Origin of the sequence: Sphingopyxis italica, assembly GCF_011926545.1 — a bacterium.
GTDB lineage: Bacteria > Pseudomonadota > Alphaproteobacteria > Sphingomonadales > Sphingomonadaceae > Sphingopyxis > Sphingopyxis italica.
Window position 1 is genome coordinate 333,775 of sequence record NZ_JAATIT010000001.1, and the last position, 26,013, is coordinate 359,787.

General features: G+C 64.9%; 20 protein-coding genes, 1 tRNA gene and 1 pseudogene. 5 read left to right on the forward strand and 17 right to left on the reverse strand.

All coding sequences use genetic code 11. From position 1 onward, the window contains the following. Positions 1–104: 104 nt before the first annotated feature. From GGR90_RS01435 to GGR90_RS01475, 9 genes are all read right to left on the reverse strand, one after another. Positions 105–1,112, reverse strand: coding sequence for a PhoH family protein (locus GGR90_RS01435; RefSeq protein WP_167918801.1), 1,008 nt, complete (start codon positions 1,110–1,112; stop codon positions 105–107). 130 nt (positions 1,113–1,242) lie between these two features. Continuing rightward, positions 1,243–2,592 (reverse strand): tRNA (N6-isopentenyl adenosine(37)-C2)-methylthiotransferase MiaB, encoded by a 1,350-nt coding sequence (miaB, locus tag GGR90_RS01440; protein WP_167918803.1) that lies wholly within the window; start codon positions 2,590–2,592, stop codon positions 1,243–1,245. Between the two features lie 7 nt (positions 2,593–2,599). Then, complete coding sequence (locus tag GGR90_RS01445) at positions 2,600–3,385, reverse strand: 1-acyl-sn-glycerol-3-phosphate acyltransferase (protein WP_167918805.1); 786 nt, start codon at positions 3,383–3,385, stop codon at positions 2,600–2,602. Next, complete coding sequence (locus GGR90_RS01450) at positions 3,357–3,782, reverse strand: Fur family transcriptional regulator (protein WP_167918807.1); 426 nt, start codon at positions 3,780–3,782, stop codon at positions 3,357–3,359. The genes GGR90_RS01445 and GGR90_RS01450 overlap by 29 nt, the downstream gene beginning before the upstream one ends. Positions 3,783–3,917: 135 nt before the next feature. Further along, complete coding sequence (locus GGR90_RS01455) at positions 3,918–4,352, reverse strand: Ros/MucR family transcriptional regulator (protein ID WP_167918809.1); 435 nt, start codon at positions 4,350–4,352, stop codon at positions 3,918–3,920. Between the two features lie 108 nt (positions 4,353–4,460). Next, entirely contained in the window at positions 4,461–4,943 is a 483-nt protein-coding gene (locus GGR90_RS01460) for a GNAT family N-acetyltransferase (protein ID WP_245198343.1), read from the reverse strand. Next, complete coding sequence (gene tsaB / locus GGR90_RS01465) at positions 4,940–5,560, reverse strand: tRNA (adenosine(37)-N6)-threonylcarbamoyltransferase complex dimerization subunit type 1 TsaB (protein WP_167918811.1); 621 nt, start codon at positions 5,558–5,560, stop codon at positions 4,940–4,942. The genes GGR90_RS01460 and tsaB overlap by 4 nt, the downstream gene beginning before the upstream one ends. A gap of 19 nt (positions 5,561–5,579) precedes the next feature. Then, entirely contained in the window at positions 5,580–6,173 is a 594-nt protein-coding gene (locus GGR90_RS01470; RefSeq protein WP_167918813.1) for a malonic semialdehyde reductase, read from the reverse strand. Positions 6,174–6,200: 27 nt separating this feature from the next. Continuing rightward, positions 6,201–6,773 (reverse strand): NifU family protein, encoded by a 573-nt coding sequence (locus GGR90_RS01475; protein WP_167918815.1) that lies wholly within the window; start codon positions 6,771–6,773, stop codon positions 6,201–6,203. 63 nt (positions 6,774–6,836) lie between these two features. On the opposite strand from GGR90_RS01475, the gene GGR90_RS01480 reads away from it, so the two are divergent. Both GGR90_RS01480 and GGR90_RS01485 read left to right on the forward strand, forming a co-directional pair. Continuing rightward, positions 6,837–7,706 carry a hypothetical protein gene (locus GGR90_RS01480; protein WP_167920752.1) on the forward strand — a complete coding sequence of 290 codons (870 nt, stop codon included), beginning with the start codon at positions 6,837–6,839 and terminating at the stop codon, positions 7,704–7,706. 60 nt (positions 7,707–7,766) lie between these two features. After that, positions 7,767–7,842: transfer RNA gene (locus GGR90_RS01485), tRNA-Thr, on the forward strand. Here the strand turns inward: GGR90_RS01485 and GGR90_RS19720 are convergent. Continuing rightward, on the reverse strand, positions 7,805–8,638 hold the full coding sequence (locus GGR90_RS19720) for a DUF2339 domain-containing protein (RefSeq protein WP_381448780.1): 834 nt from the start codon (positions 8,636–8,638) through the stop codon (positions 7,805–7,807). The genes GGR90_RS01485 and GGR90_RS19720 overlap by 38 nt on opposite strands. Between GGR90_RS19720 and GGR90_RS19335 the strand changes: the two genes are divergently transcribed. Next, positions 8,540–9,106 (forward strand): hypothetical protein, encoded by a 567-nt coding sequence (locus GGR90_RS19335; RefSeq protein WP_245198345.1) that lies wholly within the window; start codon positions 8,540–8,542, stop codon positions 9,104–9,106. The genes GGR90_RS19720 and GGR90_RS19335 overlap by 99 nt on opposite strands. Before the next feature lie 195 nt (positions 9,107–9,301). Here GGR90_RS19335 and GGR90_RS19725 read toward each other — a convergent pair. Next, positions 9,302–10,819: pseudogene (locus GGR90_RS19725) on the reverse strand (DUF2339 domain-containing protein); the annotation flags it as partial. 183 nt (positions 10,820–11,002) lie between these two features. Here GGR90_RS19725 and GGR90_RS01495 point away from each other — a divergent pair. Beyond that, on the forward strand, positions 11,003–12,031 hold the full coding sequence (locus GGR90_RS01495) for a LacI family DNA-binding transcriptional regulator (RefSeq protein WP_167918817.1): 1,029 nt from the start codon (positions 11,003–11,005) through the stop codon (positions 12,029–12,031). A 109-nt stretch (positions 12,032–12,140) separates the two neighbouring features. Here GGR90_RS01495 and GGR90_RS01500 read toward each other — a convergent pair whose 3' ends face one another. After that, positions 12,141–15,065, reverse strand: coding sequence for a TonB-dependent receptor (locus GGR90_RS01500; protein ID WP_245198444.1), 2,925 nt, complete (start codon positions 15,063–15,065; stop codon positions 12,141–12,143). A 370-nt stretch (positions 15,066–15,435) separates the two neighbouring features. On the opposite strand from GGR90_RS01500, the gene GGR90_RS01505 reads away from it, so the two are divergent. Next, positions 15,436–17,895 (forward strand): glycoside hydrolase family 3 protein, encoded by a 2,460-nt coding sequence (locus GGR90_RS01505; RefSeq protein WP_342449869.1) that lies wholly within the window; start codon positions 15,436–15,438, stop codon positions 17,893–17,895. 78 nt (positions 17,896–17,973) lie between these two features. On the opposite strand, the gene GGR90_RS01510 is transcribed toward GGR90_RS01505, so the two are convergent. The 5 genes from GGR90_RS01510 to GGR90_RS01530 form a co-directional block, all read right to left on the reverse strand. Then, positions 17,974–20,937: a TonB-dependent receptor domain-containing protein gene (locus GGR90_RS01510; RefSeq protein ID WP_167918824.1), complete on the reverse strand. Its 2,964-nt coding sequence runs from the start codon at positions 20,935–20,937 to the stop codon at positions 17,974–17,976. Between the two features lie 375 nt (positions 20,938–21,312). Next, entirely contained in the window at positions 21,313–22,827 is a 1,515-nt protein-coding gene (locus GGR90_RS01515) for a glycoside hydrolase family 27 protein (protein WP_167918826.1), read from the reverse strand. A gap of 35 nt (positions 22,828–22,862) precedes the next feature. Further along, the gene (locus tag GGR90_RS01520; RefSeq protein ID WP_167918828.1) at positions 22,863–24,278 is read right to left on the reverse strand and encodes an amino acid permease; all 1,416 of its coding nucleotides are present in this window, start codon (positions 24,276–24,278) and stop codon (positions 22,863–22,865) included. A gap of 25 nt (positions 24,279–24,303) precedes the next feature. Next, entirely contained in the window at positions 24,304–24,954 is a 651-nt protein-coding gene (locus tag GGR90_RS01525) for a GntR family transcriptional regulator (RefSeq protein WP_167918830.1), read from the reverse strand. Positions 24,955–25,007: 53 nt separating this feature from the next. Beyond that, entirely contained in the window at positions 25,008–26,006 is a 999-nt protein-coding gene (locus GGR90_RS01530) for a 4-hydroxyproline epimerase (protein ID WP_167918833.1), read from the reverse strand. Positions 26,007–26,013 lie beyond the last annotated feature (7 nt).

Below are 26,013 nucleotides of genomic sequence, written 5' to 3' on the forward strand. Positions count from 1 at the left end.
AGCGCCTGCAAGGCAGTCGAAGGGGCCGGGATCTCGCCGGTGCGGTACGATGCGAGGTAGAGATCCCGGCCTTCGCCGGGATGACGGATGGACGGGAGAAGGCTTTAAGCGCCCGGCCCCTCATAGGCTTCGACGATCCGCCCGACGATCGGATGCCGGACGACGTCGGCGCTGGTGAAGCGGCTGACGTTGATCCCTTCGAGCCCCTCGAGCCGCGCGACCGCGTCGGCGAGGCCCGAGGTCGCGGGGATCGGCAAGTCGACCTGCTTCGGGTCGCCGCAGACCACCATGCGGCTGTTCATGCCGAAGCGCGTCAGAAACATCTTCATCTGCGGGATCGTCGTGTTCTGCGCCTCGTCGAGGATGATGAAGGCGTCGGCGAGGGTGCGGCCGCGCATGAAGGCGAGCGGCGCGATCTCGATTTCACCGCTCGCGATGCGGCGCTCGACCTGCTCGGCGGGCAGGCAGTCGTGCAAGGCGTCATAGAGCGGCCGCAGATAGGGATCGACCTTTTCCTTCATGTCGCCGGGCAGGAAGCCGAGCTTTTCGCCCGCCTCGACCGCCGGGCGCGAGAGGATAAGGCGCTGGACGCTGCCCGTGATGAGCTGCGCCACCGCCTGCGCGACCGCAAGATAGGTCTTGCCGGTGCCCGCGGGACCGAGCGCGAAAATCACCTCGTCGCGCGCGAGCGCCTGCATATAAGGAACCTGCGACGGCGCGCGCGGAACGATCGTCTTCTTGCGCGTCCGGATCATCACCGCCGGCGCTTCGTCCTTGTCGTGGCGGATGATGCCGTCGAGCGTCGGCTGCGCCTGCATCGCGATCACCCCGTCGACCATGCCGGCGTCGACCTCCTGCCCCTTTTCGATGCGGTCATACAGGTCGGTAAGCACATCGCGCGCGCGCGCCGCGGCTTCGGCCTCGCCCTCGATCTGCACCCGATTGCCGCGCGCCGAGATATAGACGCCCAGACGGTTTTCGATCGCGACGAGGTTGCGGTCGAACTCGCCGAAAAGAATGCCCAAAAGCTGCGTTCGCTCGAATTCCGCCGTCAATCGGACGCGGTCGCCGGGTTCGGCGGGGGTGGAGGCGGTCAGCGGGCGTTTGGACATATGGGCAGGGCTCCTTCGATCGACGGCATGACTCTACTCCCGCCAAGACGGGAGTCCATCACTTGCAGGGTGCGAATGCGACGGAAGGAGGCGGAGTGTGTCTTCGAGGAGACAGCTTCCGTCCGTCGCACTAGGCGACCTCTTCCGTCAAGGCTTCGGCGCCGACGCTGTTGGCACCGGCCGAAGTGATACGCACATCGACCATGTCGCCGATCTTGAGCCCCGGCGCGATGACATGCGCCGACTGGAGCCACGGCGATTTGCCGATAAGCTGGCCTTCGAGCTTACCCTTGCGTTCGAGGAGCAGGCGCGTCGTGCGGCCGACGGTGGCCGCGTTGAACGTTTGCTGCTGTTCGTTGAGCAGCGCCTGCAAGCGCTGGAGCCGCTCGTGCATCAGCTCTTCGGCGATCTGGCCGTCCATCGTCGCGGCGGGCGTGCCGGGGCGGCGCGAATATTTGAAACTGTACGCCATCGCGTAATTGGTCGCGCGGACGATATCGAGCGTCGCCTGAAAATCCGCCTCGGTTTCGCCGGGGAAGCCGACGATGAAGTCGCCCGAGACCGCTATGTCGGGGCGCACCGCGCGGACGCGTTCGATGACCTTGAGATAGCTTTCGACCGAATGGCTGCGGTTCATCGCCGCGAGAATGCGGTCGCTGCCCGCCTGCACCGGCAGGTGGAGGAAGGGCATCAGCTTGTCGATCTCGCCGTGCGCGGCGATCAGCCCGTCGGTCATGTCGTTCGGGTGGCTCGTCGTGTAGCGAATGCGTTCGAGCCCATCCTCGCGCGCCAGTTCGCGGATCAGCCCGTCGAGCCCGATCGCTCGGCCCCTCTCATCCTCGCCGTCCCACGCATTGACGTTCTGCCCGAGCAGCGTGATCTCGCGCACCCCGCCCGCGACGAGCGCGCGCGCCTCGGCGATCAGCTCGGCGAACGGCCGGCTGATTTCGGCGCCGCGCGTGTAGGGGACGACGCAGTAAGTGCAGAATTTGTCGCAGCCTTCCTGCACGGTCAGGAAAGCGGTCGGGCGCTGGCCGCCCGCGCGTTTCGGCAGCGCGCCGAACTTGCTTTCGAGCGGCATGTCGAGGTCGATCGCCTTCTCGCCCCTTTCGGCGCGCGCGATCAGGTCGGGCAAACGGTGATAAGCCTGCGGACCGACGACGACATCGACGCTGGGCGCACGGCGCGCGATCTCGGCGCCTTCGGCCTGTGCGACGCAGCCGGCGACCGCGATCGTCGGCGTGCTGCCGTCGGCGCGCTTCAGCCGGCCGATGTCCGAATAGACTTTTTCGGCCGCCCTTTCGCGGATGTGACAAGTGTTGAGCACGACGAGATCGGCGTCGGCGCTGTCGGCGGCGGGTACATAGCCCTCTGCCCCGAGCATCTCCGCCATACGCTCGCCGTCATAGACGTTCATCTGGCAGCCGAAGGATTTGACGTGGAATGTTTTGCCGGAATTCTTGGATGAGTCGGATTTCATCGGCGCGCTATAGGCGATGCGGCGCGCCGGCGGAAGACCGTGCGATTTCCGCCGCGATCGCCGCGCGCGCCGCCTCGGCGAGCAGCTTGCGATCGCCCTCGACGGTATCGGGGAGCGGATCGAGATAATGGATTGTCAAGTGAATCGGGCGCGCCCGCGCCAGCAGCCGCTTGAAATTGTCGAGCCCCGACTCCGGGTCGAGCCACGCGATATCGTTCGCCTCATGCCCGTAATCGAGAAACACCGGCTGCACCCGCAGCTTCGGCGGCGTCGGGATCACCGCCTGGAACAGCGAGGCGCGGAAGGGCAGCAGCCCGTCGCCCGGCCCCGTCGTGCCTTCGGGGAACAAAGTCACCGGCCGCCCGCGCGCGAGCGCATTCCTGAGGTCGTTCGCCTGATTGTGAATCTCGCGCCGCGCCTCGCGCTGGACATAGACGGTGTGATTCTGGTCGGCGAGCCAGCCGACGAGCGGCGCCGAGCCGATCTCCGCCTTCGACACGAAAGCCGAACGCGCCGCACCGCCCAGCGCGAGGATGTCGAGCCAGCTGACATGGTTGGAGACGAAAAGCACGTCGCGCCGGAGCCTCGTGCCCGTCGTGCGGATGCGCAGCCCCGCGATCCAGCCGGCGGCGTTGAGGAAGGCCATGACCATCGGCGACGGGCGACGGGCGGCACGGTAGAGCAGGTGCGGGACGATCAGGAAAAGCAGCGTCAGCACCATCAGGCCGAGACGGGCGACCGTCCGCCAGGTAATCGCACTGCGATCAGTCGCGCTTGCGATCGATGGCGACACCATAAAGCTCCATGCGATGGTCGACGAGGCGGAAGCCCAGCCGTTCGGCGATCACCTTCTGCAACGCCTCAAGCTCGGGATCGACGAACTCGATCACATTGCCCGTTTCGACGTCGATCAGATGGTCGTGATGCGCTTCAGGCGCCGCTTCGTAGCGCGAGCGCCCGTCGCCGAAATCGTGGCGGTCGAGGATGCCCGCTTCTTCGAACAGACGCACGGTGCGGTAAACGGTCGCGATCGAGATGCCGCTGTCGACCTTCGACGCGCGCTCATAGAGGGTCTCGACATCGGGATGATCCTCCGAATCCGAGATGACGCGCGCGATGATGCGGCGCTGTTCGGTGATGCGGAGGCCCTTTTCGTGGCACAGGGCTTCGAGATCGATATTACCGGACATGCTTGCCTTTCCTGCAGATGCAGCCGCGTCTGTCTTTGTCACAAACTGTATAGGGATGCCCCGCGAATAGGACAAGGGCGGCGCCCCTGCGAACACCGCCCTTCCCTGCCCGCGCGGGGCGTCATTTACGAAACGTCACGCCTTGGCTTTGCGCTTGCGCCCGCCGCCGCGGCCCTTGGTGCCGAGGCCGATTTCCTTTGCCAACGCGCGCCGCTTTTCGGCATAGTTGGGTGCAACCATCGGATAGTCCGCGGCGAGGCCCCATTTGGCGCGATAGTCGTCGGGGGTCATGCCATAATGCGTCATCAGGTGGCGGCGCAGCATCTTCAGCTTCTTGCCGTCCTCGAGGCAGGTGATGTAGTCGGGCTTGACCGAGGCGCGGATCGACACCGCCGGCACCAGCTTTTCCTCGACGACCGGCTCGCTCCCGAGGCCCGACAGTGCGGCGTGGACATTGTTGATCAAAATGGAGAGATCGGAAATGGCGACGCTGTTGTTGCTGACGTGCGCCGCGACAATGTCGGCGGTCAGCGTAACGAGCATCTCATTGGTGTCGGCTTGATCGGACATGAGACTATTCCTTGTTGTCGATTACCCAGAAGCATAGCGGCGAATATTGGATTTTTTCTTTCGCCGCACGGATTAGTGCCACTTTGGATGTAAAACCGCAATGACGGATCAGTCGGCTCGACTCTCCCCCGCCGGACGCCGCATCGTAATGGCATCGCGAAGCTTGCCGTCGTTGCCGCGATAATAGGCGGGCCGCCGTCCGCACTCCGTAAAGCCGGCGCGTTCATAAAGATGAACCGCGTCATTGTCGGCCCGCATTTCAAGAAAATAGTCTTCGGCGCCCTGTTCTGTAGCCCAGGCGCGCCAGTCGTCGATCAATAATCGGCCAATCCCGCGGCCGCGAAACTGCGGGTCGACCGCCAGCAACAATAATTCGCTTTCGGGGCCCGCGATCCGCGCCGCGGAAAAGCCGTACGCATGGTCGCCGTCCCACGCCAGGCACACGCGCGCCGAGGGCAGCGCGAACAGGGTCAAGAGCTGCGCACCGGTCCATGCCTCGCCATAGGCGGGCTCGAACGCCGCATCCATCACGCGCATGACGGCGGCGAGATCGCCGACGCGCGCGGTGGCGAGGCGGACGCCGCTCGTCATGCCCGCGCCGCCATCGGCTTGGCATCGGGCGCCCGGCCATAGATCGGGCTCGGCCGGTCGAGCATCGCGCCCGCGGGCAAGCGCAGAAAGGCGCGCGCGTCGGGCAGCATCGCCAACGCGCGTCCCGAGCCGCGTTTCGCGACAAAGGCCTCGGCGCGATTGCCGACGACCAGCGCGTCGCCGAGCCCGACGGCCTCCTCCGGAAGCAGCGATCGAAGCTCGGCGCGCGGCGCAAGGTCGGCCGCGAAAGGCTGGACGAACCATTGGCCGTGGCCGCCCTCCATCACCACGAGCGCGCCCTCCGCCGCGGCGATGTCGTCCGCCGCGGCGGCGGCGACGAGCGCGAGCGTCGAAAAGCCGTGCACCGGCACCTGCCAGCCGAGCGCGAAGGCGCGCGCCGCCGCGACGCCGATGCGCACCCCGGCAAAGCTGCCCGGGCCGCAGCCGACGGCGATGACGTCGGCGCGGCCGCCATTCACGAGTTCGGCAATCAGCGGGACGAGACGCTCGGCATGACCGCGCCCGATGACTTCGTGACGATAATCGACGACCGCGCCCGCCTCGATCAACGCCACCGAACAGGCCTCACTCGCCGAATCGATGATCAGATGGCGCATGGGATGGAGCGCGCGCCGTTCAGGCGATGCGGTTGAAGCGCGCGAAATCGGGGCGCGGGCTGCGCTCGAAAATGCTCGCGGGATCGCCATAGCCGAGCGTCGAGATGAAATTGCTCTTCACCTTCGGCTGGTCGGCGAAGAAGGCCTGATCGACCGCGGCATTGTCGAAACCCGACATCGGCCCGGTGTCGAGGCCGAGCGCGCGCGCGGCGAGAATGAAATAGGCGCCCTGCAGGCTCGAGTTGCGGAACGCCGTCGTCTCCGCGAGCGCCTCGTTGCCGGCGAACCAGCTCCGCGCGTCGGTATGCGGGAAAAATTCGGGCAGATGCTCGTAAAATTCTGTGTCCATCGCGATGATCGCGGTGACGGGCGCCGCGCGGATCTTTTCCCCATTCCCCGGGATGGCGTGCGCCGCGAGCTTTGCCTTCGCTTCATCCGACACGCACCAGACGATCCGCGCCGGCAGGCTGTTCGCGCTGGTCGGGCCGAATTTCATCAGGTCCCAGATCGCGTGCAACCGGGTTTCGGAGACGGGCTTGTCGAGATAGCCATTATACGTGCGCGCGGTGCGAAACAGCTGGTCGAGAGCGCTGTCGGAAAGCGGCTCGCTCATTGGGCTAACTCCTCGAGGTAAAAATAATCAGACGGCGTGAACTGCCGTTACCTCGGGAACATAATGTTTCAAGAGGGACTCGATGCCATTCTTCAGCGTCGCGGTCGAGGATGGGCATCCCGCGCACGCGCCCTGCATCTTCAGATAAACATTGCCCTTGTCGAAACCGCGATAGATGATGTCGCCGCCGTCGTTGGCGACCGCGGGGCGGACGCGCGTTTCAATGAGCTCCTTGATCTGTTCGATGATGTCGGCGTCGGCGGGATCGTCGGCGAAGCCCGCATCCTCGGCCGGAACCGAAAAACCCGCGCTCGCAGCGTTGAACAGCGGCACGTCGGCGAGGAAGTGATCCATCATAATGCCCAGCACGTCGGGCTTCGCATCGGCCCATTCGGCGCCGGGAGCGATCGTCACCGAGACAAAATCGCGGCCGAAGAACACGCCCGTCACGTCGCCGAGCGAAAAAAGCGCGCTCGCGAGCGGCGACGCCTCGGCCTCTTCGGGGCTGGCGAAGTCGCGGGTCCCCGTCTCCATCACCGCCCGGCCGGGCAGGAATTTCAGCGTCGCGGGATTGGGCGTCGATTCGGTTTCGATCAGCATGGGGCGCATGTGGGGCCGAGCGAGGCTTTGTGCAAGACTCGTGGGCTGCGCTATGGCCCGCCGATGCGCCGTTTCACCCATTTCGCCGCCCTCGACTGGTCGGGCGCCCGCGGCGAGCGCCAGCGCGGGATCGCGCTCGCGGTCGCCAGCGGCACGGCGGCGCCCGCGCTCGTACGGCCCGGCCATATCTGGTCGCGCGCCGAAATCCTCGCGTGGCTGGAGGGCGTCGCGGCGGCGCGCGAGAATATGCTGATCGGTTTCGACTTTTCGGCTGCCTTCGCCTTCGCCGACCACGGTGCCTATTTTCCTGAGTGGAGCGAGAGCCCGTCCGACATGCAAGCGTTGTGGGGGCTTGTCGAACTGCTGGCTCGCGGCGATCCGCATTATGAGGCCGGCGGATTCCTGGCGCATCCGGAAGCGCGGCGGCATTTCCGCCACCGTGGCGAAGCGGGCGACCTGTTCGAAGCGGGCGCGGGGCGGCTGCGCGTCGTTGAGCGGCACCAGCGGATGACAAAGCAGGCGGCAAGCGTCAGCAATTTCAATCTGGTCGGCGCGGCGCAGGTCGGCAAGGCGAGCCTGTCGGGCATGCGCCTGCTCCACCGGCTGTCGGGCCGGATCCCGCTGTGGCCGCTCGATCCGGTCCCCGCGCGGGGTCCGCTGCTCGTCGAAATCTATACGAGCCTTGCCGCGCGCGCGGCCAGCCTGCCGCCCGGACGCAGCAAGATCCGCGACGGCGCGGCGCTCGACGCGGCGCTTGCCGCGCTGGGATCTTCGCCCGCCGGCCTCATCGGCCCCGTCAGCGACCATGCCAGCGACGCGCTGCTGACCGCGGCATGGCTGCGCGCGATCGCCAGCGAGGCACGCCCCTGGTCGCCGCCGCCGCTGACCGACGCGCTGGCCGAAACCGAAGGCTGGACTTTCGGCATCGTTTGACGAGTTTCCCGAATGTCCGCTGTTTCCATCGCGCCGAAAAATGCTTAGGGGAGCCGAAGCGCCGGCTTAGCTCAGTTGGTAGAGCACCTGATTTGTAATCAGGGGGCCACGGGTTCGAATCCTGTAGCCGGCACCACCTGCGCTTCAACTCGATTCACGGGCGCGAGCTGCCGGCTGTAGAGCCAGCCTATGCCGATCAGGCTGAACCCCAGCGCCACGAACGACCCGATGCGAAGCAGACCTTCGAGGCCCGAGGCGTCGAACAGAAATACCTTTCCTGCCGCCGCGAGCATCAGGACGAGCGACGCGAGGCGCCAGTCGCGGCGGCCGACCCGAATGCCCCACAACAGGAATCCGATCGCGAGCAGCAGCAGGAGCAGCGAGCGCAATATATTCTCCGCGGGCGCGGCTCCGGCATCGATCAACAGGCTGCCGTGGAAGGCATGGCGAAGTGTCGCCCAAGCGAAAAGCGCGACGAGCGCCATGGTGGCGATCTCGCCCGCGCGTTCGAATGTCGCGGGCGTCGGCGCGAAAAGCGTCCCGAGCAGCCGGATCGCAAGCCAGGGTAGTAGAAACAGCGGCAACAGCAGATTGACGAGCGGCCATCCGCCGACCGCCTGTTCGGCCCACAACGGATTGTGGAGGATGACGCCATAGCAGACGGCGTGCGCGGTGCCGGCGATCGCGAGCGCCCGGGCTCCGTTCGGCACGCCGCCACGCCATAGCAGCCACGCGAGGCCGATGAGCAGCCCTTCCCAGACGAGGCGCTGGACAATCCCCGTCGAGACGAAATCAGCGCCTGCGACCCCGGCGAAACCGAGGCGGTAAAGGCCGTGAACGGCGATCAGGCCGACCACTCCCGCGAGGCCGAAGCTGGCAATCGACGCCCAGCGCGGCAGCTTGCCTCCCAGCAGCCAGAGCGGCGCCCCCAAAAGCAGCGCCGGGATCGCCAGGCGGCGAAGCAATTCGGCCGCCGCCAGCATCGCCCCGTCGACCTGCATCGGCACCCCGCCGAGCGACTGCGCCGCCTTCATGGTCCACAGCGCCATCGGCGCGGCGGCCCAGGCGAGGCTGATGGCGGCGAACGCCGCGGCTCCGGCATCGATACGTGCCGGGGCAATTCGCCGCGCGGCGAGAAGCAGGGCGGCCCCACCGATCGCCGGGACGAGCACGAGCATCGTGTCCGGCAGCAATTGCGCCGCGGCTCCGTAAAGGAGCGCCGCCGCAAATCCCTGTCCCAGACGGCGAACCACCGGACGCTCGGCGCGCAACGCGAGGAAGAGCGCGGCGAGCGCGACCGCCCCCCAGCGCAGCGCGGCATATCCCGAACCCTCGGCGGCTCCGTCGATGAGCCGCGGGATTTCATCGAATGCACGCGGCGTTGCGATCAGCGCGCATAGCGCCGCGCCGAAAAAGCCTGTCGCGACCCATTCGATCCGCCTGTCATCGGCGGCCCGGCCGAACGGCAGCAAGGCCGCCGCGACGCCCGCAACCGCCGCCGGAGCGAGCCCCGCGGGCAGCAAAAGGACCAGTGCAAGCGCGATCAGCGCCGCCGCGGTCGCCGTCAGCCAGGCGAAACGGCCGTCCGCGCCGCGTCCCTCGGCGCGCCAGCCGCGCGCGATCCCCGCCGCCGGCAGGACCGCCGCGCCGAGCGCGACAATCGCCAAGGCGAGGTCGGACAGCCCCCACACTTGCCACTTCGTCAGCGGAACGATCATAAGCCCTAGCACGCAAAGCTCGATCGTCCGGCGCAGGGCGGGCGGCGCGGTCCACAGGCGGGCAAGCAGGGGCAACGCATGGATCGACAACAATATGATGCCGATCAACGCGAACCAGAAAGCGGACGCATCAGGCCATAGCGCGATCAGCACGATGGAGAGCGCGAGGCTGGTCGTCGGGACGATCGCGAGGCGGCGCTCACGCCACGCGAGCCATTGTCCCGCCGCCGCGAGCAGCGCGAAAAGTCCCCAGTGCAGCGGCGCATAGCCCGCCTGGGCGACGAGCAGCGCGAGTTGCAGCGTGCCGACCACCGCCGCCGCCGCGCGGAGCAGCGTGACGCGCGGCCCTTCATAGGCGAGAAGCGGGATGGCGACGCCGAGCAGCAGGACATAGACGCCGATCGAAAGCGAACCGAGCGTATCGAGCGCGCCGCCGACGAAGATCATCCAGACGCTCCAGCCCGCGCCGCCCGCGAGCGCCGCGACCGCGAGCCACGGCCAGCGGCGCATCCGCGCAACGCCGGTCATCGCCGCGATCGTCAGCGCCAGATAGATCGCGAGCAGCGGCACATCGGGTTCGAGCGCCCCGACGAGCGCCGGCGCCGCAAGGCCGCCCGCGAGCCCGAGGAGCGCGCTCGGCGGGCCGAAGCGAAGCGACAGCGCGAGCGCCGCCGCGGTCACCAGCGCGAGCGCCACGAATGCGAAGAGCGGTCCGATCAATCCATAGGCATTGGCCGCGACCATGATGGCGGCGTAGAGCGTCGCGATGCCCGCACCGGACAGCGCCTGCGGCACGCGGACATCGCGCAGCTTCGCCTCATTGCGCCACGCATATTCAGCGCCGCCGATCAGGAGAAGACCGAAGAATATTCCCGCGATCACCTGAACGCCCGGCGTGAAAACGCGCGCAAAGAAGCCGAGATCGATCGCGTAGCGGACGATCAGAACGCCCGCGATCGCCAGCGTGATGCCGCCGGCCCAGATCGGCAGCGTCTTGCCGAACAGATTTTCGAAGCGCGCCGACAGATTGGCGGCCTCGGGGGCCGTCGATCCGGCCCGATTGGACTTTGGAGCGACAGCCGCGCCGCCTTCGGCAGCGTCGGCCACCTTTCGTGTGAGCACCGGAGCGGGAGCCGCCGTCAAAGCCGCAGCGCGCGCCGCCTCCTGCGCTGGAACGGCTTTCGGACCAGCGGCTGGCGCCGTGGGCGAAGGAGAGGCTGGCACAGTGGCAGGCCCCTGCGCTTCGGAAATGGGAAACGCGGCGTGGCGCTGAAGCGCGCCGATATGTTTCGCCGTTTCCGCGAGGCTTGTCTCCGCGCGCTTGAGCCGGCTCCGCGCGTCCGCGAGCAGGACACCGAGAATGAGGATCGCCAGGAAGGCGATAGATTCGAACACCAAAGCCCTTTCGCGCCACTTTACCTATCAGGTGAGCCAGAAAGGCCGGCGATGCAAGGGAATGCCCAGCCGTTGCCGCTTCGCGCATGCGATCGCGCCATTCACCGCGCCGATGACGATGATGCGATCGAGGCACAATCGTCCAATTGACAACGAAGGACAATGTCGCCACGAGTTGCAGGCATGGCTCATGGAGAAAAACGTTCGACAAGCATTGACGTCGCCAAATTGGCCCAGGTGTCCCCCAAAAGCGTATCGCGCGTTTTCAACAATGAACCGCATATCTCGCCCGCCTTGCGCAAAAAGGTGCTCCGCGCGGCAAAGGAACTCAACTACCATCCCAATGTTCTGGCGCAGGGTCTGGTCCGGCGACAATCATACCTCATCGGTTTGATCTATGAAAAGCCGAGCCCAAGCTATGTCGTCGAATTGCAGCGGGGCGCGCTCGAACGATTGCATGGCGGACGCTACCGCCTGATCGTGCTGCCGGTGGAATCGGTCATGGACCGCCCGCTCGAGGTGGTCGGCCTCGTACGCTCCGCCGCACTGGACGGGGTGATCCTCGCGCCGCCGGCGTCGGACCACCCTGATATTCTCGACGGGCTTTTGGACGCGCGCATTCCTTTCGCCCGAATTGCGCCCCAGTCGCGCCTCGACGTCGGCCTGTCGACGGCGATGGACGATGTTGCGGCGGCGCGCGAGATCGCGGAGCATGTTGTCGGGCTGGGCCACCGGACAATCGCGATCATCATGGGCGATCCGGCCCACGCGGCCAGCGCCCAGCGCCTTGCCGGCTATCGCCAGGCATTCGACGCTATCGGGCTGTCGCAGCGTCCCGAACTGGTCGAAACCGGCGACTTCAGTTTTGAATCGGGATATGAAGCGACCAAGCGCCTCCTGTCGCGCAAACTGCGGCCGACGGCCATATTGGCGCAGAATGACGATATGGCGGTGGGCGCCATGTCGGCGGCGCGCGAATTGGGCTTCGACGTTCCCGCCGACCTGACGGTCGTCGGCTTCGACGATTCGGAGATCGCCCGCGTGGTGTGGCCGCGCCTCACGACGATCCGCCAGCCGGTCATGGAAATGGCGAAGACGGCGACCGACATGCTGCTTCGCGAACTCGCGGGCGAGGATCCGGGGGCGATGGTCGTCCATGCGCATGCGTTCGTCGACCGGCTGACCGCCGCGCCGCCCCCGACTTCGTCATAGCCGCAGAGCAGGTTTGCGCGCCATCGAGCAGGGCTCGACGGGCGTCGCGCAAAAAGGAGCAGCGGCTCTTATGAGAAGAGCCGCTGCCATTTTCGCGGGGGACGCGGTATCAGAAGTTGAATTTCATCCCGCCATAGAACCGCCGCGAACCCGATTCATAGCGGAAGGGCAGTTCGGGAAATTGCAGATAGACGCTGGTATCGGCCTTGGTGATGTTGATCGCCTCTGCGAAGACCTCGAAATTGTCGGTGATCTTGTAACTGATCTGACCATCGAGCTGACCATAGGATTTTTGGTAGATGCCAAGCGTCCGCGTCGTCGTCCCGTCGGCGAAGCCGAAATTCCCGAGATATTGCTTCGAGCGCCAGCTGTACGAAGCGCGCGCGGCAAATCCATATTTCTCGAAATAGATTTGCCCGTTCGCCGAATGTTTCGACACGCCCGGCAAGGGCAGGTTGTCGGTGAAGTCGGTGCTGAAATCGGTGCTGGTGTCCGAGAAGGTGTAGTTGGCGGTAAAGCCGAGGCCGAAGTCGAACGCATATTGCCCGGCGAGCTCGAACCCCTTGACCCGGCCGCCCGATCCGTTCGCCGGCTGCGATACGGGCCCAAGCCGGCCGCCGGCCTGGTCGTTCACGAAAACGGCGACGGTTTCGTTGACGATGAAACTGTCGACCTCCTTCCAGAACAGCCCGGCGGAGAGCAGCCCCTGATTTCCGAAATAATGCTCGAAACCGAGGTCGAACTGATAGGCGCGGAACGGATCGAGGTCGGCGTTGCCGCGGCTGCCGTTGGTGAATTTGAACAGATCGTCCGCCGGGTCGCGGGTAAATTGGGTGGCGAAACCCTGCCCCAGCGAAACGAGCGGCTGGCGCGCGACGACCCGCGCCGCCGAGAAGCGGACCTTGTCGCCTTCGCTGAGGTCGAAGACGGCATTCACGCTGGGCAGGAAGTCGGTGTAGCGGCGAACGACCCTGTCGGTGGTGAAGTCGCGCAGCACCCCGTTCCAGCTGTCGGTTCCCCAATAGCTGGGATCGGCGCTGGCCGGTTGATTCTGGTCGACGGTCAGACTGGTGTTGACGATGCGAAGCCCGACGTTGAGGTGATAGGGATCGTCGAGTCCGCCCATATCGGCCATGACATATCCCGATTTCGTCTCTTCCTTGACCCGATAGGTCTGCAAGGGGTCGGCGAAGAAGGTGAACGGCGTGTCGGGATAGAGCGACTGGATCCATTGCAGGGCGTTGGTCATCTGCGACCGGTCGGCCACGAGGACGGTATCGCCCGCGACATGGCCGCCGCCCGCGAAATTGTCGATCGTCTCGACCCGCTCGGGATTGCTCGTCAAGGTCTGATAGGGCGTGATCAGCGCTGGCGAATTGCCGAAGCGGGTGCATCCGGCAAAGGCCGCGGGCTTGTTCGCTTCGGGCAGGTCGCAGATCTTGTAGCCGATCGCGCCGTCCTGAAAATAGCCGTAGGGCGTCCAGTTATAGGAGTAGCCGGGGACGCGCTCGGCCTCGGGAATCGCGGTCGCGTCGAGTTCGCCCTTGCCGCTGTAATCGGCGAGATAGCGGCCCGAGGTGAAGTCGACCGTGCGCTGGCCATAGCGGAAACCCGCGCTCAGCGTGATCGTGTTGGTGTCGCTGTCATCGACGTCATAGCCGAAATCGGCGCGGATCGAATGCCCCTTGATGTCGGAGCGGTCGCCAAAGGCCCAGTGCGATTTGAAGAAGCCGTATGCCGGATTGCTGAACAGGTCCTGCGGACTGCCCGGCGCGATGCCGAAGCTGGGGAAATCGCCGTTCTTGTACGTGAAATCGAAGGTCGCCGGCGCCGCCGGATTGGGAATGAACCCCGGCTGCGGTCCCGACGTGCCCGGACCGCGGACGCCATAGGCGGTGTAGCGCACGTCGTTGTTCGCGACTTCGCGGCCCATCTTGGACGATGAATAATCGGCCATGATCGACGCGCGGAAATTGGTGTCATTGTCCCAGTCGATCCCGAACTGGAGATTGTCCGACTTGATCTTCGAGACGTCGACGAACGAAATGACCTCGGCCGACTGCGCGCGCACGGTCCCATCGGTCAGGACGCCGTTTTCGTTGATATTGTAGCTGCCCACCAGACCCTGCGATTCGCCCTGCCCGAACGGGAATTTGACCGAAGCCTCGCGCGTGTCGATCTTCAGATCCGAATGGAAATATTGGGCGCTGACCTCGAGTTCGTCGGTCGGTCGGAAGTTGACCCCGAGCGAGGCGCCCCAACGCCGGCGATACTGGTCGCGGTCGGTGATATAACGATATTCGGGGGCATAATAGTTGGTGGGGACGGTCGCGGTGTCGCGGCGTCCGTCGGCGAAGGCCCAGTTGCCGCGATTGTCGCCGCCCAGCACATTGACGTGATTGTTCGTCTGTTCATAGCTGAACGACGCGATGATCCCGAGGCGGTCGTTGAAATTATAGCCGAGCACCGCCGCGCCGGCGGGTTCCCAGCCGCCGATTTCGCTGCCCTTGCTCATCTTGAAATTGCCGGCGGCCGTGAGGCCGTCCTGAAGATCGAGCGGGTTGCGGGTCTTGAGGTTGACGATGCCGCCGAGGCCGCCTTCGAGGAGCGAGGCGTTGGGCGACTTGAAAACCTCGATGCCGCCGATCAGTTCGGAGGGAACGCCTTCGAGGCTGTCGTTGCGGTTATAATTTCCCTCGCCAACCTTATAGACTTCGAGCCCGCTGACAAAAAGCTCGCCGTTCAACAGCGTCACATTCTGTTCGAGGCCGCGAATGCGGACCTTCGACCCCTGCCCGTTTTCGCGGTCGATCTGAATCCCGGGAAGGCGTTGCAGCGATTCGGCGACATTCTGGTCGGGAAATTTCCCGATATCCTCGGCCGTCACCGATTCGATGATCAGGTTCGAATCGCGCTTGGCATTCAGCGCATTTTCCAGCGACGCGCGAAAGCCGGTGACGACGATTTCGCTTTCCGTGCCTTCGTCGGCCGCCGGTTCGGACTGCGCGGACGCAGGCGAAGCGGCCAATCCCATTGCCACGACCGATGCCGCCGCAAACAACATCCTCCGATGGCGCAAAGTCCTGCTGATCATATCCATCCCTCCCAAACCGCATCTGATGTGCGGACAATGAAAATCCTTATTGCGCGAGGGGACCGGCAAGCAGACTCGAAGGACGATCGGCCTCGCGCTTCCATTTTTGTTGCATAATCCTGTCAACGTTGTCAAACGATGTTTCGAAATCGTCGATATTCGGGCATATATATGTCAAGGTTGACATACGGAAGCCGGGCAAGTTTCGGCGAAAAGCACCGCATCCAAGAGGGAATTTATGCTTTTAAAAACAATTATATACACTACGGCGATCGCCGCGACGGCCCTTCCCGCGCTCGCGGCGCCGGCGGTGCACGGGGCCGTCGTTCCCGATGCGCCGTCCAGCGCGGTCCATCCCCAGCAATGGCCCGAAGTCGCCTATCCGCAAGTGCTGACCGCGAGCGGCGAAGCCCATGTCCGGGCGCTCCTCGCCCGCATGTCGGTCGAGCAGAAGGTCGGCCAGATCATCCAGGCCGACATCGGCAGCGTGACGCCGCGGGATGTGCGCGAATATCATCTGGGCTCGGTGCTCAACGGCGGGAATTCGGGACCCGGCGGCAATGACCTCGCTCCCGCGCGCGACTGGCTCGCCCTCGCCGACGCCTTTTACGCCGCGTCGATGGAGAATACGCCCGCGATCCCGGTCATGTGGGGCACCGATGCCGTGCACGGGCACAGCAATATCGTCGGCGCCACGCTATTCCCGCACAATGTCGGCCTCGGCGCCGCGCGCGATCCCGACCTGATCGAGCGTATCGGCCGGATCACGGCGATCGAGATCCGCGTGACCGGTCAGGAATGGACCTTCGCGCCGACGGTGACCGTCCCGCAGGATTATCGCTGGGGGCGCGCCTATGAAGGATATTCGTCGGACCCCGCGCTCGTCGCTTCCTATGTCGGAAGCATGATCCGCGGGTTGCAGGGGCCGCCGTCGATCGCGCCCATCCTTGCGGGACCGCATGTTGCCGCGAGCACCAAGCATTTCCTTGCCGACGGCGCCACCGTGGACGGCAAGGACCAGGGCGACGCGACCGTGTCCGAACTCGAACTGCGCCTGATCCACGGCGCGCCCTATATTCCCGCGATGGAAAATGGCGTCGCGACCGTGATGACCAGCTTTTCGAGCTGGCAGGGCGTGAAGATCGCCGGGCACAAGGGGCTGATCACCGACATATTGAAAGACCGGATGAACTTCGGCGGTTTCGTCGTCACCGACTGGAACGCGCATGGCCAGGTCGCGGGTTGCAGCAACGCCAGCTGCCCCGTCGCCGCCAACGCCGGGATCGACATGTTCATGGCGCCCGACAGCTGGCGCGCGCTTTACGCGAGCACGCTGGCCCAGGTGAAGGACGGCACGATCCCGATGGCGCGGCTCGACGACGCCGTGCTGCGCGTCCTGCGCGTCAAGCAGCGTCTGGGCCTGTTCGACGCGGGCAAGCCGTCGGCACGCGCCTATTCGGGCCGCTACGAGCTGCTCGGCGCGCCCGAGCACCGGGCCGTGGCCCGCGAAGCGGTTCGCAAGTCGCTCGTCCTCCTCAAAAACACCGGCGTCCTGCCGCTCAAGCCGCGGGCGCATATCCTCGTCGCGGGCGACGGCGCCGACGACATCGCCCGCCAGTCGGGCGGCTGGACGCTGAGCTGGCAGGGCACCGGGCTCGACAACAGCGATTTTCCCGGCGCGACCTCGCTGTGGCACGGTATCGAGCAAAATGTCACGGCGGCGGGGGGCAGCGCCGAACTGGCCCCCGATGGCGCCTATAAGCAGCGCCCCGATGCGGCGATCGTCGTCTTCGGCGAAACCCCCTATGCCGAATTCCAGGGCGACATCCCCTCGCTCCAGCTGCGCCCCGAACTGCGCCGCCCGTTCGCGACGATGCGCAAGCTGAAAGCGGCGGGGATCCCAGTGGTCGCGGTGATGATCACCGGCCGGCCGCTCTTCGTCAACGAGGCGCTGAACGAGGCCGACGCCTTTGTCACCGCCTGGCTCCCGGGTTCCGAAGGCGGCGGCGTCGCCGACCTGCTGTTCGCGCGCAAGGACGGCACGATGGCGTTCGACTTTCAGGGGCGCCTGCCGACGGCCTGGCCAGCGACGGCAAAACATGGCGGGCCGACGCTGTTTCCCTTCGGCTATGGCCTGACCTATGCCGATGGACCGCAGCCCTGGACGGCGCTTTCGCAAGACAGCCAGGTTGCCGACGACGGCAGCGGCGGCGGCGTCTTTTTCGACAAGGGACAGCCCGCAACCTCCTGGTCGCTGACCGTGTCGGAAGCCGATGGCGGCGATCCGCTGCGCGTGACGACGGTTCCCGCCACCGGCCTGTCGGGACGGGCGACCGTCCAGGCGGCCGACCACAGCGTCCAGGAAGGCGCACGGCAATTCGTCATCGCCGCCGGTCCCGACGGCGCCGCGATCGAGATCAACGCGCAGAATGCCGTCGACCTGTCGCGCGAAACCAATGGCGACGTCCTGCTGCTTGCGACCTTGCGCCTCGATGCGCCGCCCTCGGCGCCCGTTTCGATGTCGGTTCGCTGCGACGGTGTGGATTGCGGCCGGGCGCTTCGCCTGCCCGAGTTGACGGCGCTGACGCCCGGCCAATGGCGCGTGCTGGGAGTGCCGCTCAAATGTTTCGCGGCGACGGGCGCCGACATGACCCGCATCACCGCGCCATTTCGTGTGAGCACAGGCGGCAGCCTGAACATCAGCCTGTCGCGAGTCGCGCTGGGCAGCGGCGCGGAAGCCGGCGTCGTCGCGAAATGCGCGCTGGATTGACGAATCGACTTCTCGTCCTCGTCCCGGTCGTTTGACGACCGGGACGAGGATCGAGAAGCCGGCGCCGCCTTTCAGCCGTTAGAATTTGGCGGTTATCCCGACAAAGATCATGCGCCCGAGCGGGTCATAAACGCCCGGATAGGTGTTGCCGTTTCCGAACGAACTGAGCAGCCCCTGCGCGATCGCGGGCGGATCCTTGTCGAACAGGTTGTTGATGCCCGCGCGCACCGTGAAATTCTCCAGCAAGTCGACCGTGCCGGCAAGGTCGAAATAGCTGTAAGCGTCGATCTTGCTGTTGATGACATAGGGCGTGCCCTGAAGGAATTCATTGTCGGTGTTGCTCGACAATTTGGCGCTGCCGAAATAGCGCCAGTTGAGCGAGAGCGTCGCATTCGACCACGGCATCTGCCAGGTGGTGCGCAGCTGATGCCGCCAGCGCGGCGTCGGCTGGCCGCAGGTCGGCCCGAACAGCCCCGCGCAGTCATAGGTGCCGAGCCCCGGAAGCGGCTGGACCTGATGCTTGTCGAGATAGGTGCCGACAAGTTCGAAATTGAGCTTGCCGCCATCGTTCAGGCCCAGCGTGTCGAGCCCAAAGCTGTAGCTTGCCGTCGCATCGATACCCGCCGATTTCAGATAGCCGGTGTTGAGTGTGGTCGCGGTGATATAGCCGTTGGTTCCAAAGATCACCCCCGTGGCGGGGTCGCGGTTGAACAGGTCGCAGAAGAACGGATTACCCGTCTGGATACACTGGTTGATCGTCAGGAACGGATCGACGGTCCCGATATAATTGTCGACCTTGATGTTGTAATAATCGACCGAGACCAGCAGGTTGGGAATGGCTTGGGGCGTCAGGATCAGACCCGCGGTATAGGTGTCCGCTTCTTCGGGCTTGAGCGCGGGATTGCCGCCACCCTGGGTGACGCAGGTTTCCGCCGGACATTCGGGGATGTTGCCATATTGCGCCTGCGTCACGCCGGTGAGCGCGCAGCGATCGAACGAGGCGATCGGCGAAGCGCCCGAGCATGGATCCTGCCCCTGCACATTGCCCAGCCCGCGCGCCGCGAACAGTTCGGCGACGTTGGGCGCGCGGATCGCGTGGTTGTAGCTGGCCCGGAAGCGAATGTCGCGCGATGGTGCATAGTCGAGCTCGGCCTTGTAGGTCGTCGCGCCATAGCTGGTTTTCGTGCCTTCGAGGCTGTCGTTCGTATAGTCCGAATAGCGCAGGCCGAGATTGATGCTCAGCGAATGGGCAAGGGGCATGTCGGACAGGATCGGCAGTTCGAGTTCGCCATAGACTTCCCTGACCTTGATGCGGCCCTGCGATTCGAGAATTCCCTTTTGCTGCGCCAGCGCGTCGGCCCGGAAGTCGAGCGTCTCGATCCGCTGCTCGACGCCGATCGCGAACCCGATCGCCTGCGACGCCCAGGGGCTCTGGATGCCATAGGCGCTAAGTTCGCCGCTGATGCCCGCGTTGAGCACCGTGAGTTTCTGCTCGCCGCGCGTGAAGGTCGGCGCATAGATATAGTCATAGACGCCGGGGTCGATCGTGCCGAAACCGAACACGTCCATCGGCACGCAGTCCGGATCGCTGCCGTCGATGACCGATTTACACGTCGCCACGCCGTCGACATCGACGACCTGAAGCGCCTTCTTCGCCTTTACCGGGTCGATATCGTTCTGATAATTTTCGTTGAAGATCGCGACCGCGCGTAGCGCGCCGACATCATAGCGGATTCCCGGGGCGATCTCGCCGCGCACGCCGCCCTGAAAGCGATAGTCGGTATGGCGCAGGTCGTCGCGGCGCGGCGCGCTGCCCTCGCCGGTCATGCGATAGCCAATGAAGGTATTGCGGCTGGTGTCGGTACCCGCCGCGGCGCCGCAGAGCGCTCCCGCCTGCTGCGCGCTCAGGAAGGGATTGTCGCAGTTGATCGAATAGACCTCGCCCTGGAACAGGGCCGAGGGAGCGGCCTGTGAAAAGCTGTGGTCGTCCATGAACATGAAGCTGCCATAGAGTTCGGCGGCCGAGGACAGTTCGTAATGCGCGAAGGCGCCCGCGGTATAGCGGCGGTCCGAGCGTTGAATATAATTGGTCGGCGCATAATTATAGCGGAAGCTGCTGTCGTACGGCACCCAGGTCTTTTGGCCGTCCTTGGTGTTGTTGTAAGTGACGGGCGATCCCGACACCGGGTCGGCGAGCACGGTGAACAAGCCGAATTCATTGTTGCTCGAACCGCCGCAGACAAAGCCGGTGCGGTCGCCATTGGGGTCGAGCGCGCAGGCCGAATAGTCGCGCGAGCCCTGCAGCACCGGATTGACGCGCCGATATCCCGCATAGGCGGTGACATTGCCGCGGCCTTCGGCAAAATTGGTGCCGACGGCGAAATTGACGTCGAGCTTTTCGCCATCGGTGACCGATTTAGGGGCGTTCTGATAACCGTTGCTGTCGATGAGATCGCGGAGCGATCCGTTGTTATTGTTGTGTTGATAGAAACTATATTGCCCATCGACGCGGACGCCGTCGAGATTCTTGCGCAGGATGAAATTCACCACGCCCGAAATCGCGTCCGACCCGTAAACCGCCGATGCGCCGCCGGTGACGACATCGACGCGCTCGACCAGCGACGACGGCACGAAATTGACGTTGATGGCCTGCGTCGGCAGCATACGCTGGCCGTCGACGAGGACGAGCACGCGGTTCGAACCAAGGTCGCGAAGATTGACGTTCGACGTGCCGTCCGACCCGTTCGAGACGTTTTCGTTGGCGTCGGCGGTGAATTGAGGAAGCCGGTTGAGCACCGATTCCACCGTCGTCGCGCCCTGATAGCGGAACTCCTCGTCGCTCACGACGGTCATGGGGCTGTTGCTGTCGAGATTGGGCCGCCGGATGCGGGTGCCGGTAACGACGATCGCTTCGCCTGCGTCGCTCGTCGCAGCCGGGGCGCCGCCCGTCTCGCTCTGCGCCATGACCGGCGTGGAGAGAAAGATCGTCGCTATCGCGCCGGCGCTGACGCCCCGCAGATAGAGGGTGAGTCTGTCCTTCATTGCAACCTCCCGAAAAGCTCTATGCGGCCCTTTGCCCATTGGTGAGCATGTCGGACAATTTAAGCATGTCGGACAATTAAAAGTCAAATACATTATACGATTTACTATATACGTACCAATCTGCATGGTTTTTGAGATGCTTCGATGCAGGCCCGGGCGTGCCGGCGAACCGCGAGAGGCACGAATCGGAACGAGGGGCGGGGCGAATCATCCGCCCATGCCCGACTGGCGCATCGGCCGCGGACAGATTTCCGGCAGAAAAGGACAAGGGGCCAGCAAGCGCCGAGCATTTGTTCGCCGCATCGCATCGGCGTTCACCCGATCACGCCGGCGCCCCGCTTTTCGCGCTCTATCGTTGAAGAAGAAAGGCTCCGGTCAAATCGACTCGCCATGGACCCGAAGCATCACCGCGCCATGCGCGGGCACAGTGAAATGCAAATCGTCGACGGCGACCGCCGCGCCGCGCCACAGGTCGCGGACCCGGGTCAACCGCGCCAGATTGGCGTCGGCCGCCGTCGGCGTCATTTGCGCCGCCACCTCGCCGCGGTTGAAGAGCGCCAGCGCGACCGACCCGTCCGCCAGTTCCTTGCGCCATATCTCCAGCGGGCCTTCCTCGCGGACCACCCGGCCCTGCACGCCCCTGGCGTCCTGATCGATGGCGATGACGTCCCGGTTCTTGAGAAGGCGCAGCGCGCTCGCGGAAGTCTGCCGCAAGTCGTGCCCCATGATCAGCGGCGCGGCCTGGATCGCCCACAAGGTCATATGCGTGACATATTCGTCTTCGCTCATGCCGCCATTGCCGACCTCCAGCATATCGGGATCATTCCATCCTCCCGGCCCGGCATGGCCGAATGTCGGGTTCCGCTCGAAACCGATGTCCGACATGGTTTTATAATCGTCGGTGATATCGCCCGTCGTGCGCCACAGATGGCCGCCGACCGATCGCCCCCATTCGGACACGTGGAAGCGGCCATATTGGCACAGGGAATAGAGCATCGGCCGCCCCGTCGCTTTCAGCGCCAGCCCCATTTCATAATAGCTGCGCTTCACCTCGTCGGCATCGTCGTAGAACCATTCACCCGAGCATAAATCATGTTTCAGATAGTCGAATCCCCAATCGGCAAACGTCTGGGCATCTGTCTGGATATGCCCGTAGCTTCCTTCATAGCCGGCGCAGGTCCGGGGACCTTGCGACGTGTAAATGCCGATCTTCAGCCCCTTTGAATGGACATAATCGGTGAGCGCCTTCATGTCGGGAAACTTCGCATTGGATTGCAGCACGCCGTTCGCGTCGCGCTGGCCCTGCCAGCCATCGTCGATGTTGACATAAAGATAGCCGGCGTCGCGCAGGCCGGTCGCGACCAGCGCGTCGGCCATCGCGCGAACCGTCGCATCGTCGATCTTGTCGCCGAACTTGTTCCAGCTCGACCAGCCCATCGGCGGCGTCGCGGCGAGATTGTCGGGCGCGATGCTTCCCAGCGGCGGAAGGTCGGGAGCGAAATCAAACGCGCGGGCCTCGGCGTCCTTTACGCCGCCGCGGCGGCCATCCTGCTCGACGTGCGCGTACCAGATATCGCCGGTCAGCTTGACGCCGGCCGGGGTGAACCTTGCCGTCCAGCGGCGCGTGGGATGCGCCTTGTCGTTGAGATTGCGCAGGTCGAAGCTCAGCGTGTCGCCCTCGATACGGGCATTTTCCAATCTGATCGGCCCATACCATTCAGTCGTTACGCTGCCGCTGATCACCCCGGCGTCGTCCGCCACTTCGAGCATAGTGACACCGGGATAGCTCGGCGCGTCGTCGAACAGCCAGACGCCTTCGACCGCGGAACGCGCGTGGACGGGAAGTTGCAGCGTCAAAGACAGGCACAGCGCGGCCAGCATCAATCGCATGGGATTTTCCTTTGAACCGGGAAGGATGGCGGGGATCAGGCCGCGACAGTCGCCCGCTGCGCCGCGCTGCGCCACCGGCCATAGGCGAAATAGATTGCAAGACCCGCGATGTTCCAGATGACGAACCGGACGATGGTCGACGACGGAAGGCTGATGAGCAGATAGACGCAGCCGAGCACAGCGGCGGTCCCGACGACATAGGGCGCGGGGCAGCGGAAAAGCCGCTCGATCTGCGGCGCGGTCCGGCGCAGGACCATCAGGCACACGCCAACCGCGATGAAGGCCAGCAGGGTTCCGGCATTGGCGAGCTCGGCGATTTCGTCGAGGCGGAAGATGCCCGCGACCGCGGCGATCGACAGGCCGGTCAGAATGGTGATCAGCGTCGGCGCGCCGGTCCGCGGACTGACGGTCGCCAGTCGCTTGGGCAAAAGTCCGTCGCGCGCCATCACAAAGAAGATACGGCTTTGACCATACATCATCACAAGAATGACCGAGGGCAGCGCGATAATCGCCGCGAGCGCGACAAGATGCGCGGCGACGGGCTGGTCGAGCGCGCGCAGGACGAGCGCCAGCGGCTCGGCCGAATTGGCGAGCTGCTGAAAGGGCAGCGCGCCGACCGCCGTGATCGCGACCCCCATATAAATGAAGGTGCAGACCAGCATCGAACCGATGATGCCGATGGTCAGGTCCCGCTTCGGATTCTTGGCCTCTTCGGCCGATGTCGCGACCGCGTCGAAGCCATAAAAGGCGAAAAACACGATGGCGGCGGCCGCCATCACGCCGCGCTTCTCGCCGCCGCTTTCGACCGATCCAAAGCCATAGGGCATGAAGGGTTGCAGGTTGTCGGGATCGAACGCCGGAAGCGCGAAGGCGATGAACGCGCCCAGCGCCAATAATTTGATGATGACGAGAATGATGTTGAGGGTCGCGCTCTCCCGCGTCCCCGCAACCAGCATCCCCATGACCGCGAGCGAGACGAGCACCGCCGGCAGGTTGACGATGCCCCCGTCATGGGGCCCGGACAGCAATGCCTGTGGCAGCGTGACACCCGCGGACTGTATCCAGCCCACCAGATAGCCCGACCAGCCGACGGCTACCGTCGAGCAGGCAAGCGAATATTCGAGGATCAGGCTCCATCCGACGATCCATGCGATGGTCTCGCCCAGTGCGACATAGCTGAAGGTATAGGCGCTCCCGGCCGCGGGAATCATCGTAGCAAGCTCGGTATAGGCGAGCGCGGCGCAGGCGCAGACCATGCCGGCGATCGCGAAGGCGAGGATCACCGCCGGCCCCGCGCGCTCCGCCCCGACCCCGGTCAGCGTATAGATGCCCGTCCCCACGATCGCACCGACGCCCAACGCGATCAGATGCGGCCAGCTCAGCGTCTTGGCCAAGGACTGGCTCGCCTCGTGCGACCGGATGTCGTCGAGCGACTTGCGCGGACCGAACATTCACTTCTCCCCGTTCGTCGCCGGCTCAGACCGCGACTTTTAATTGTGCTTTCAAATCGGCGAGCGTCGCCTTGATATGCTCGGTCAACAGATGCTCGACGGTATCGCCATCGCGCGCCATCCACGCGTCGAGTAGTTGCCGGTGTTCGAGGTGCGCCCGCGATTCTCGGCCCGACGGTTCCAGATGGGCGACCACATAACGCTCCGAGAGGATCGAAAGCCGTTCGACCATCTGGGTCGTGAGCAACCGGCCGCCGACGCGGACGAGCGCGGTGTGGAAATCGCGATTGCGCACCGCGACATCGGCAAGATTGTCGCTGGCGGCAGCATCGAGGCGCTCATACACGCGCTGCGCCTCTTCGCGGTCCGCGTCGTCGGCATGGACCGCCGCGAAAGCGGCGGCGGCGGGTTCGAGCGCCAGCCGCAGCGCATAGATTTCGTCCGCCTCGGCCGCCGACATCGGCCGCACGAGATAACCGCGGTTCGGGTGGCTGATCAGCAACCCTTCCTGTTCCAACCGGGCCAGCGCCTCGCGCACCGGAATCTTGCTGACCCCCAATTCGGCGGCCAGCGCGTCCTGACGGATCGGCATGTCGGTCGCCAGTTCGCCGACGACGATCTGCTCGCGAACGATATCGAACACGCGTTCGGACAGGGTTCGGACCACTATACTCATTTCAAATACTCCAAAGCGGGGTGGAACGCCGGACAGCCCGGGCGCCCCCCACGCTATTTGACCTGAAATCCGTCCCAGAAGCGATCGCTGCGATCAATCCAAATCATATTGAAACCGGTGGCGACCGCGGAACCCGTGATCGAGGGAATGATCGCCGGCTGTCCGGCGATCGTCGTTTCGGATTCGACGCGCCCGGTAAAAAGACTGCCGATATAGCTTTCGTGAACGAAGCGGTCGCCGACCGCCAGCTGGCCGGACCCGGCAAGATGCGCCAGGCGTGCCGAGGTGCCGGTGCCGCAAGGGCTGCGGTCGATCGCCTTGTCGCCATAGAATACCGCGTTGCGGCCATCGGCGCCGTCGGCGCGCGGTTTATCGGCCCACAGAACATGGCTGACCCCGCGGATCGTCGGGTCGAGCGGATGCACCGGTTCGAATTTGGCCTGCACGGCCTGCCGGATCAGCCCGCCCAGTTCGATCAGGCGGGCGGCGCCCATGTCGTCGAGCCCGGTATAGCCGCCCTGCGGCTCGACGATCGCGTAATAATTGCCGCCATAAGCGACGTCGACCGAGAGCGCGCCGATGCCCTCGACCTCGACTTTGATATCGCGCGCGGCGACATAGGCGGGAACGTTGACGATGCTCACCGCCGTCACCTTGTCGCCATCGGCTTCATAGGCGATGTCGATGACGCCGGCCGGAACCTCGACCTTGAGCCGCCCGGGCGTCGCCGGCAGGATCAGGCCGTGCTCGAGCGCGAAGGTGATGATGCCGATCGTGCCGTGACCGCACATCGGCAGACAGCCCGATGTTTCGATGAACAATATGCCGACGTCGCTATCGTCCCGGGTCGGCGGATACAGAAATCCGCCCGACATCATGTCATGGCCGCGCGGCTCGAAACAGAGGCCGGTCCGGATCCAGTCGAACCGGGCCAGGAAATCCTGCCGCCGCGCCGACATCGAATCGCCCTTCAACAACGGGGCGCCGCCGACGATCAGGCGAACCGGATTTCCCGCCGTATGACCATCGATGCAGAAGAAGCTGTGACGCATCGCCAGC

Bases quoted from the DNA above. Each gene is read 5' to 3' on its own strand.
- GGR90_RS01530 (WP_167918833.1), bottom strand. From the start codon at position 26,006: ATGCGTCACAGCTTCTTCTGCATCGATGGTCATACGGCGGGAAATCCG.
- GGR90_RS01455 (WP_167918809.1), bottom strand. From the start codon at position 4,352: ATGTCCGATCAAGCCGACACCAATGAGATGCTCGTTACGCTGACCGCC.
- GGR90_RS01515 (WP_167918826.1), bottom strand. From the start codon at position 22,827: ATGCGATTGATGCTGGCCGCGCTGTGCCTGTCTTTGACGCTGCAACTT.
- GGR90_RS01450 (WP_167918807.1), bottom strand. From the start codon at position 3,782: ATGTCCGGTAATATCGATCTCGAAGCCCTGTGCCACGAAAAGGGCCTC.
- tsaB (WP_167918811.1), bottom strand. From the start codon at position 5,560: ATGCGCCATCTGATCATCGATTCGGCGAGTGAGGCCTGTTCGGTGGCG.
- GGR90_RS01460 (WP_245198343.1), bottom strand. From the start codon at position 4,943: ATGACGAGCGGCGTCCGCCTCGCCACCGCGCGCGTCGGCGATCTCGCC.
- GGR90_RS01470 (WP_167918813.1), bottom strand. From the start codon at position 6,173: ATGAGCGAGCCGCTTTCCGACAGCGCTCTCGACCAGCTGTTTCGCACC.
- GGR90_RS01435 (WP_167918801.1), bottom strand. From the start codon at position 1,112: ATGTCCAAACGCCCGCTGACCGCCTCCACCCCCGCCGAACCCGGCGAC.
- GGR90_RS01480 (WP_167920752.1), top strand. From the start codon at position 6,837: ATGCGCCGTTTCACCCATTTCGCCGCCCTCGACTGGTCGGGCGCCCGC.
- GGR90_RS01475 (WP_167918815.1), bottom strand. From the start codon at position 6,773: ATGCTGATCGAAACCGAATCGACGCCCAATCCCGCGACGCTGAAATTC.
- GGR90_RS01495 (WP_167918817.1), top strand. From the start codon at position 11,003: ATGGCTCATGGAGAAAAACGTTCGACAAGCATTGACGTCGCCAAATTG.
- miaB (WP_167918803.1), bottom strand. From the start codon at position 2,592: ATGAAATCCGACTCATCCAAGAATTCCGGCAAAACATTCCACGTCAAA.
- GGR90_RS01520 (WP_167918828.1), bottom strand. From the start codon at position 24,278: ATGTTCGGTCCGCGCAAGTCGCTCGACGACATCCGGTCGCACGAGGCG.
- GGR90_RS01510 (WP_167918824.1), bottom strand. From the start codon at position 20,937: ATGAAGGACAGACTCACCCTCTATCTGCGGGGCGTCAGCGCCGGCGCG.
- GGR90_RS01500 (WP_245198444.1), bottom strand. From the start codon at position 15,065: ATGGGATTGGCCGCTTCGCCTGCGTCCGCGCAGTCCGAACCGGCGGCC.
- GGR90_RS01525 (WP_167918830.1), bottom strand. From the start codon at position 24,954: ATGAGTATAGTGGTCCGAACCCTGTCCGAACGCGTGTTCGATATCGTT.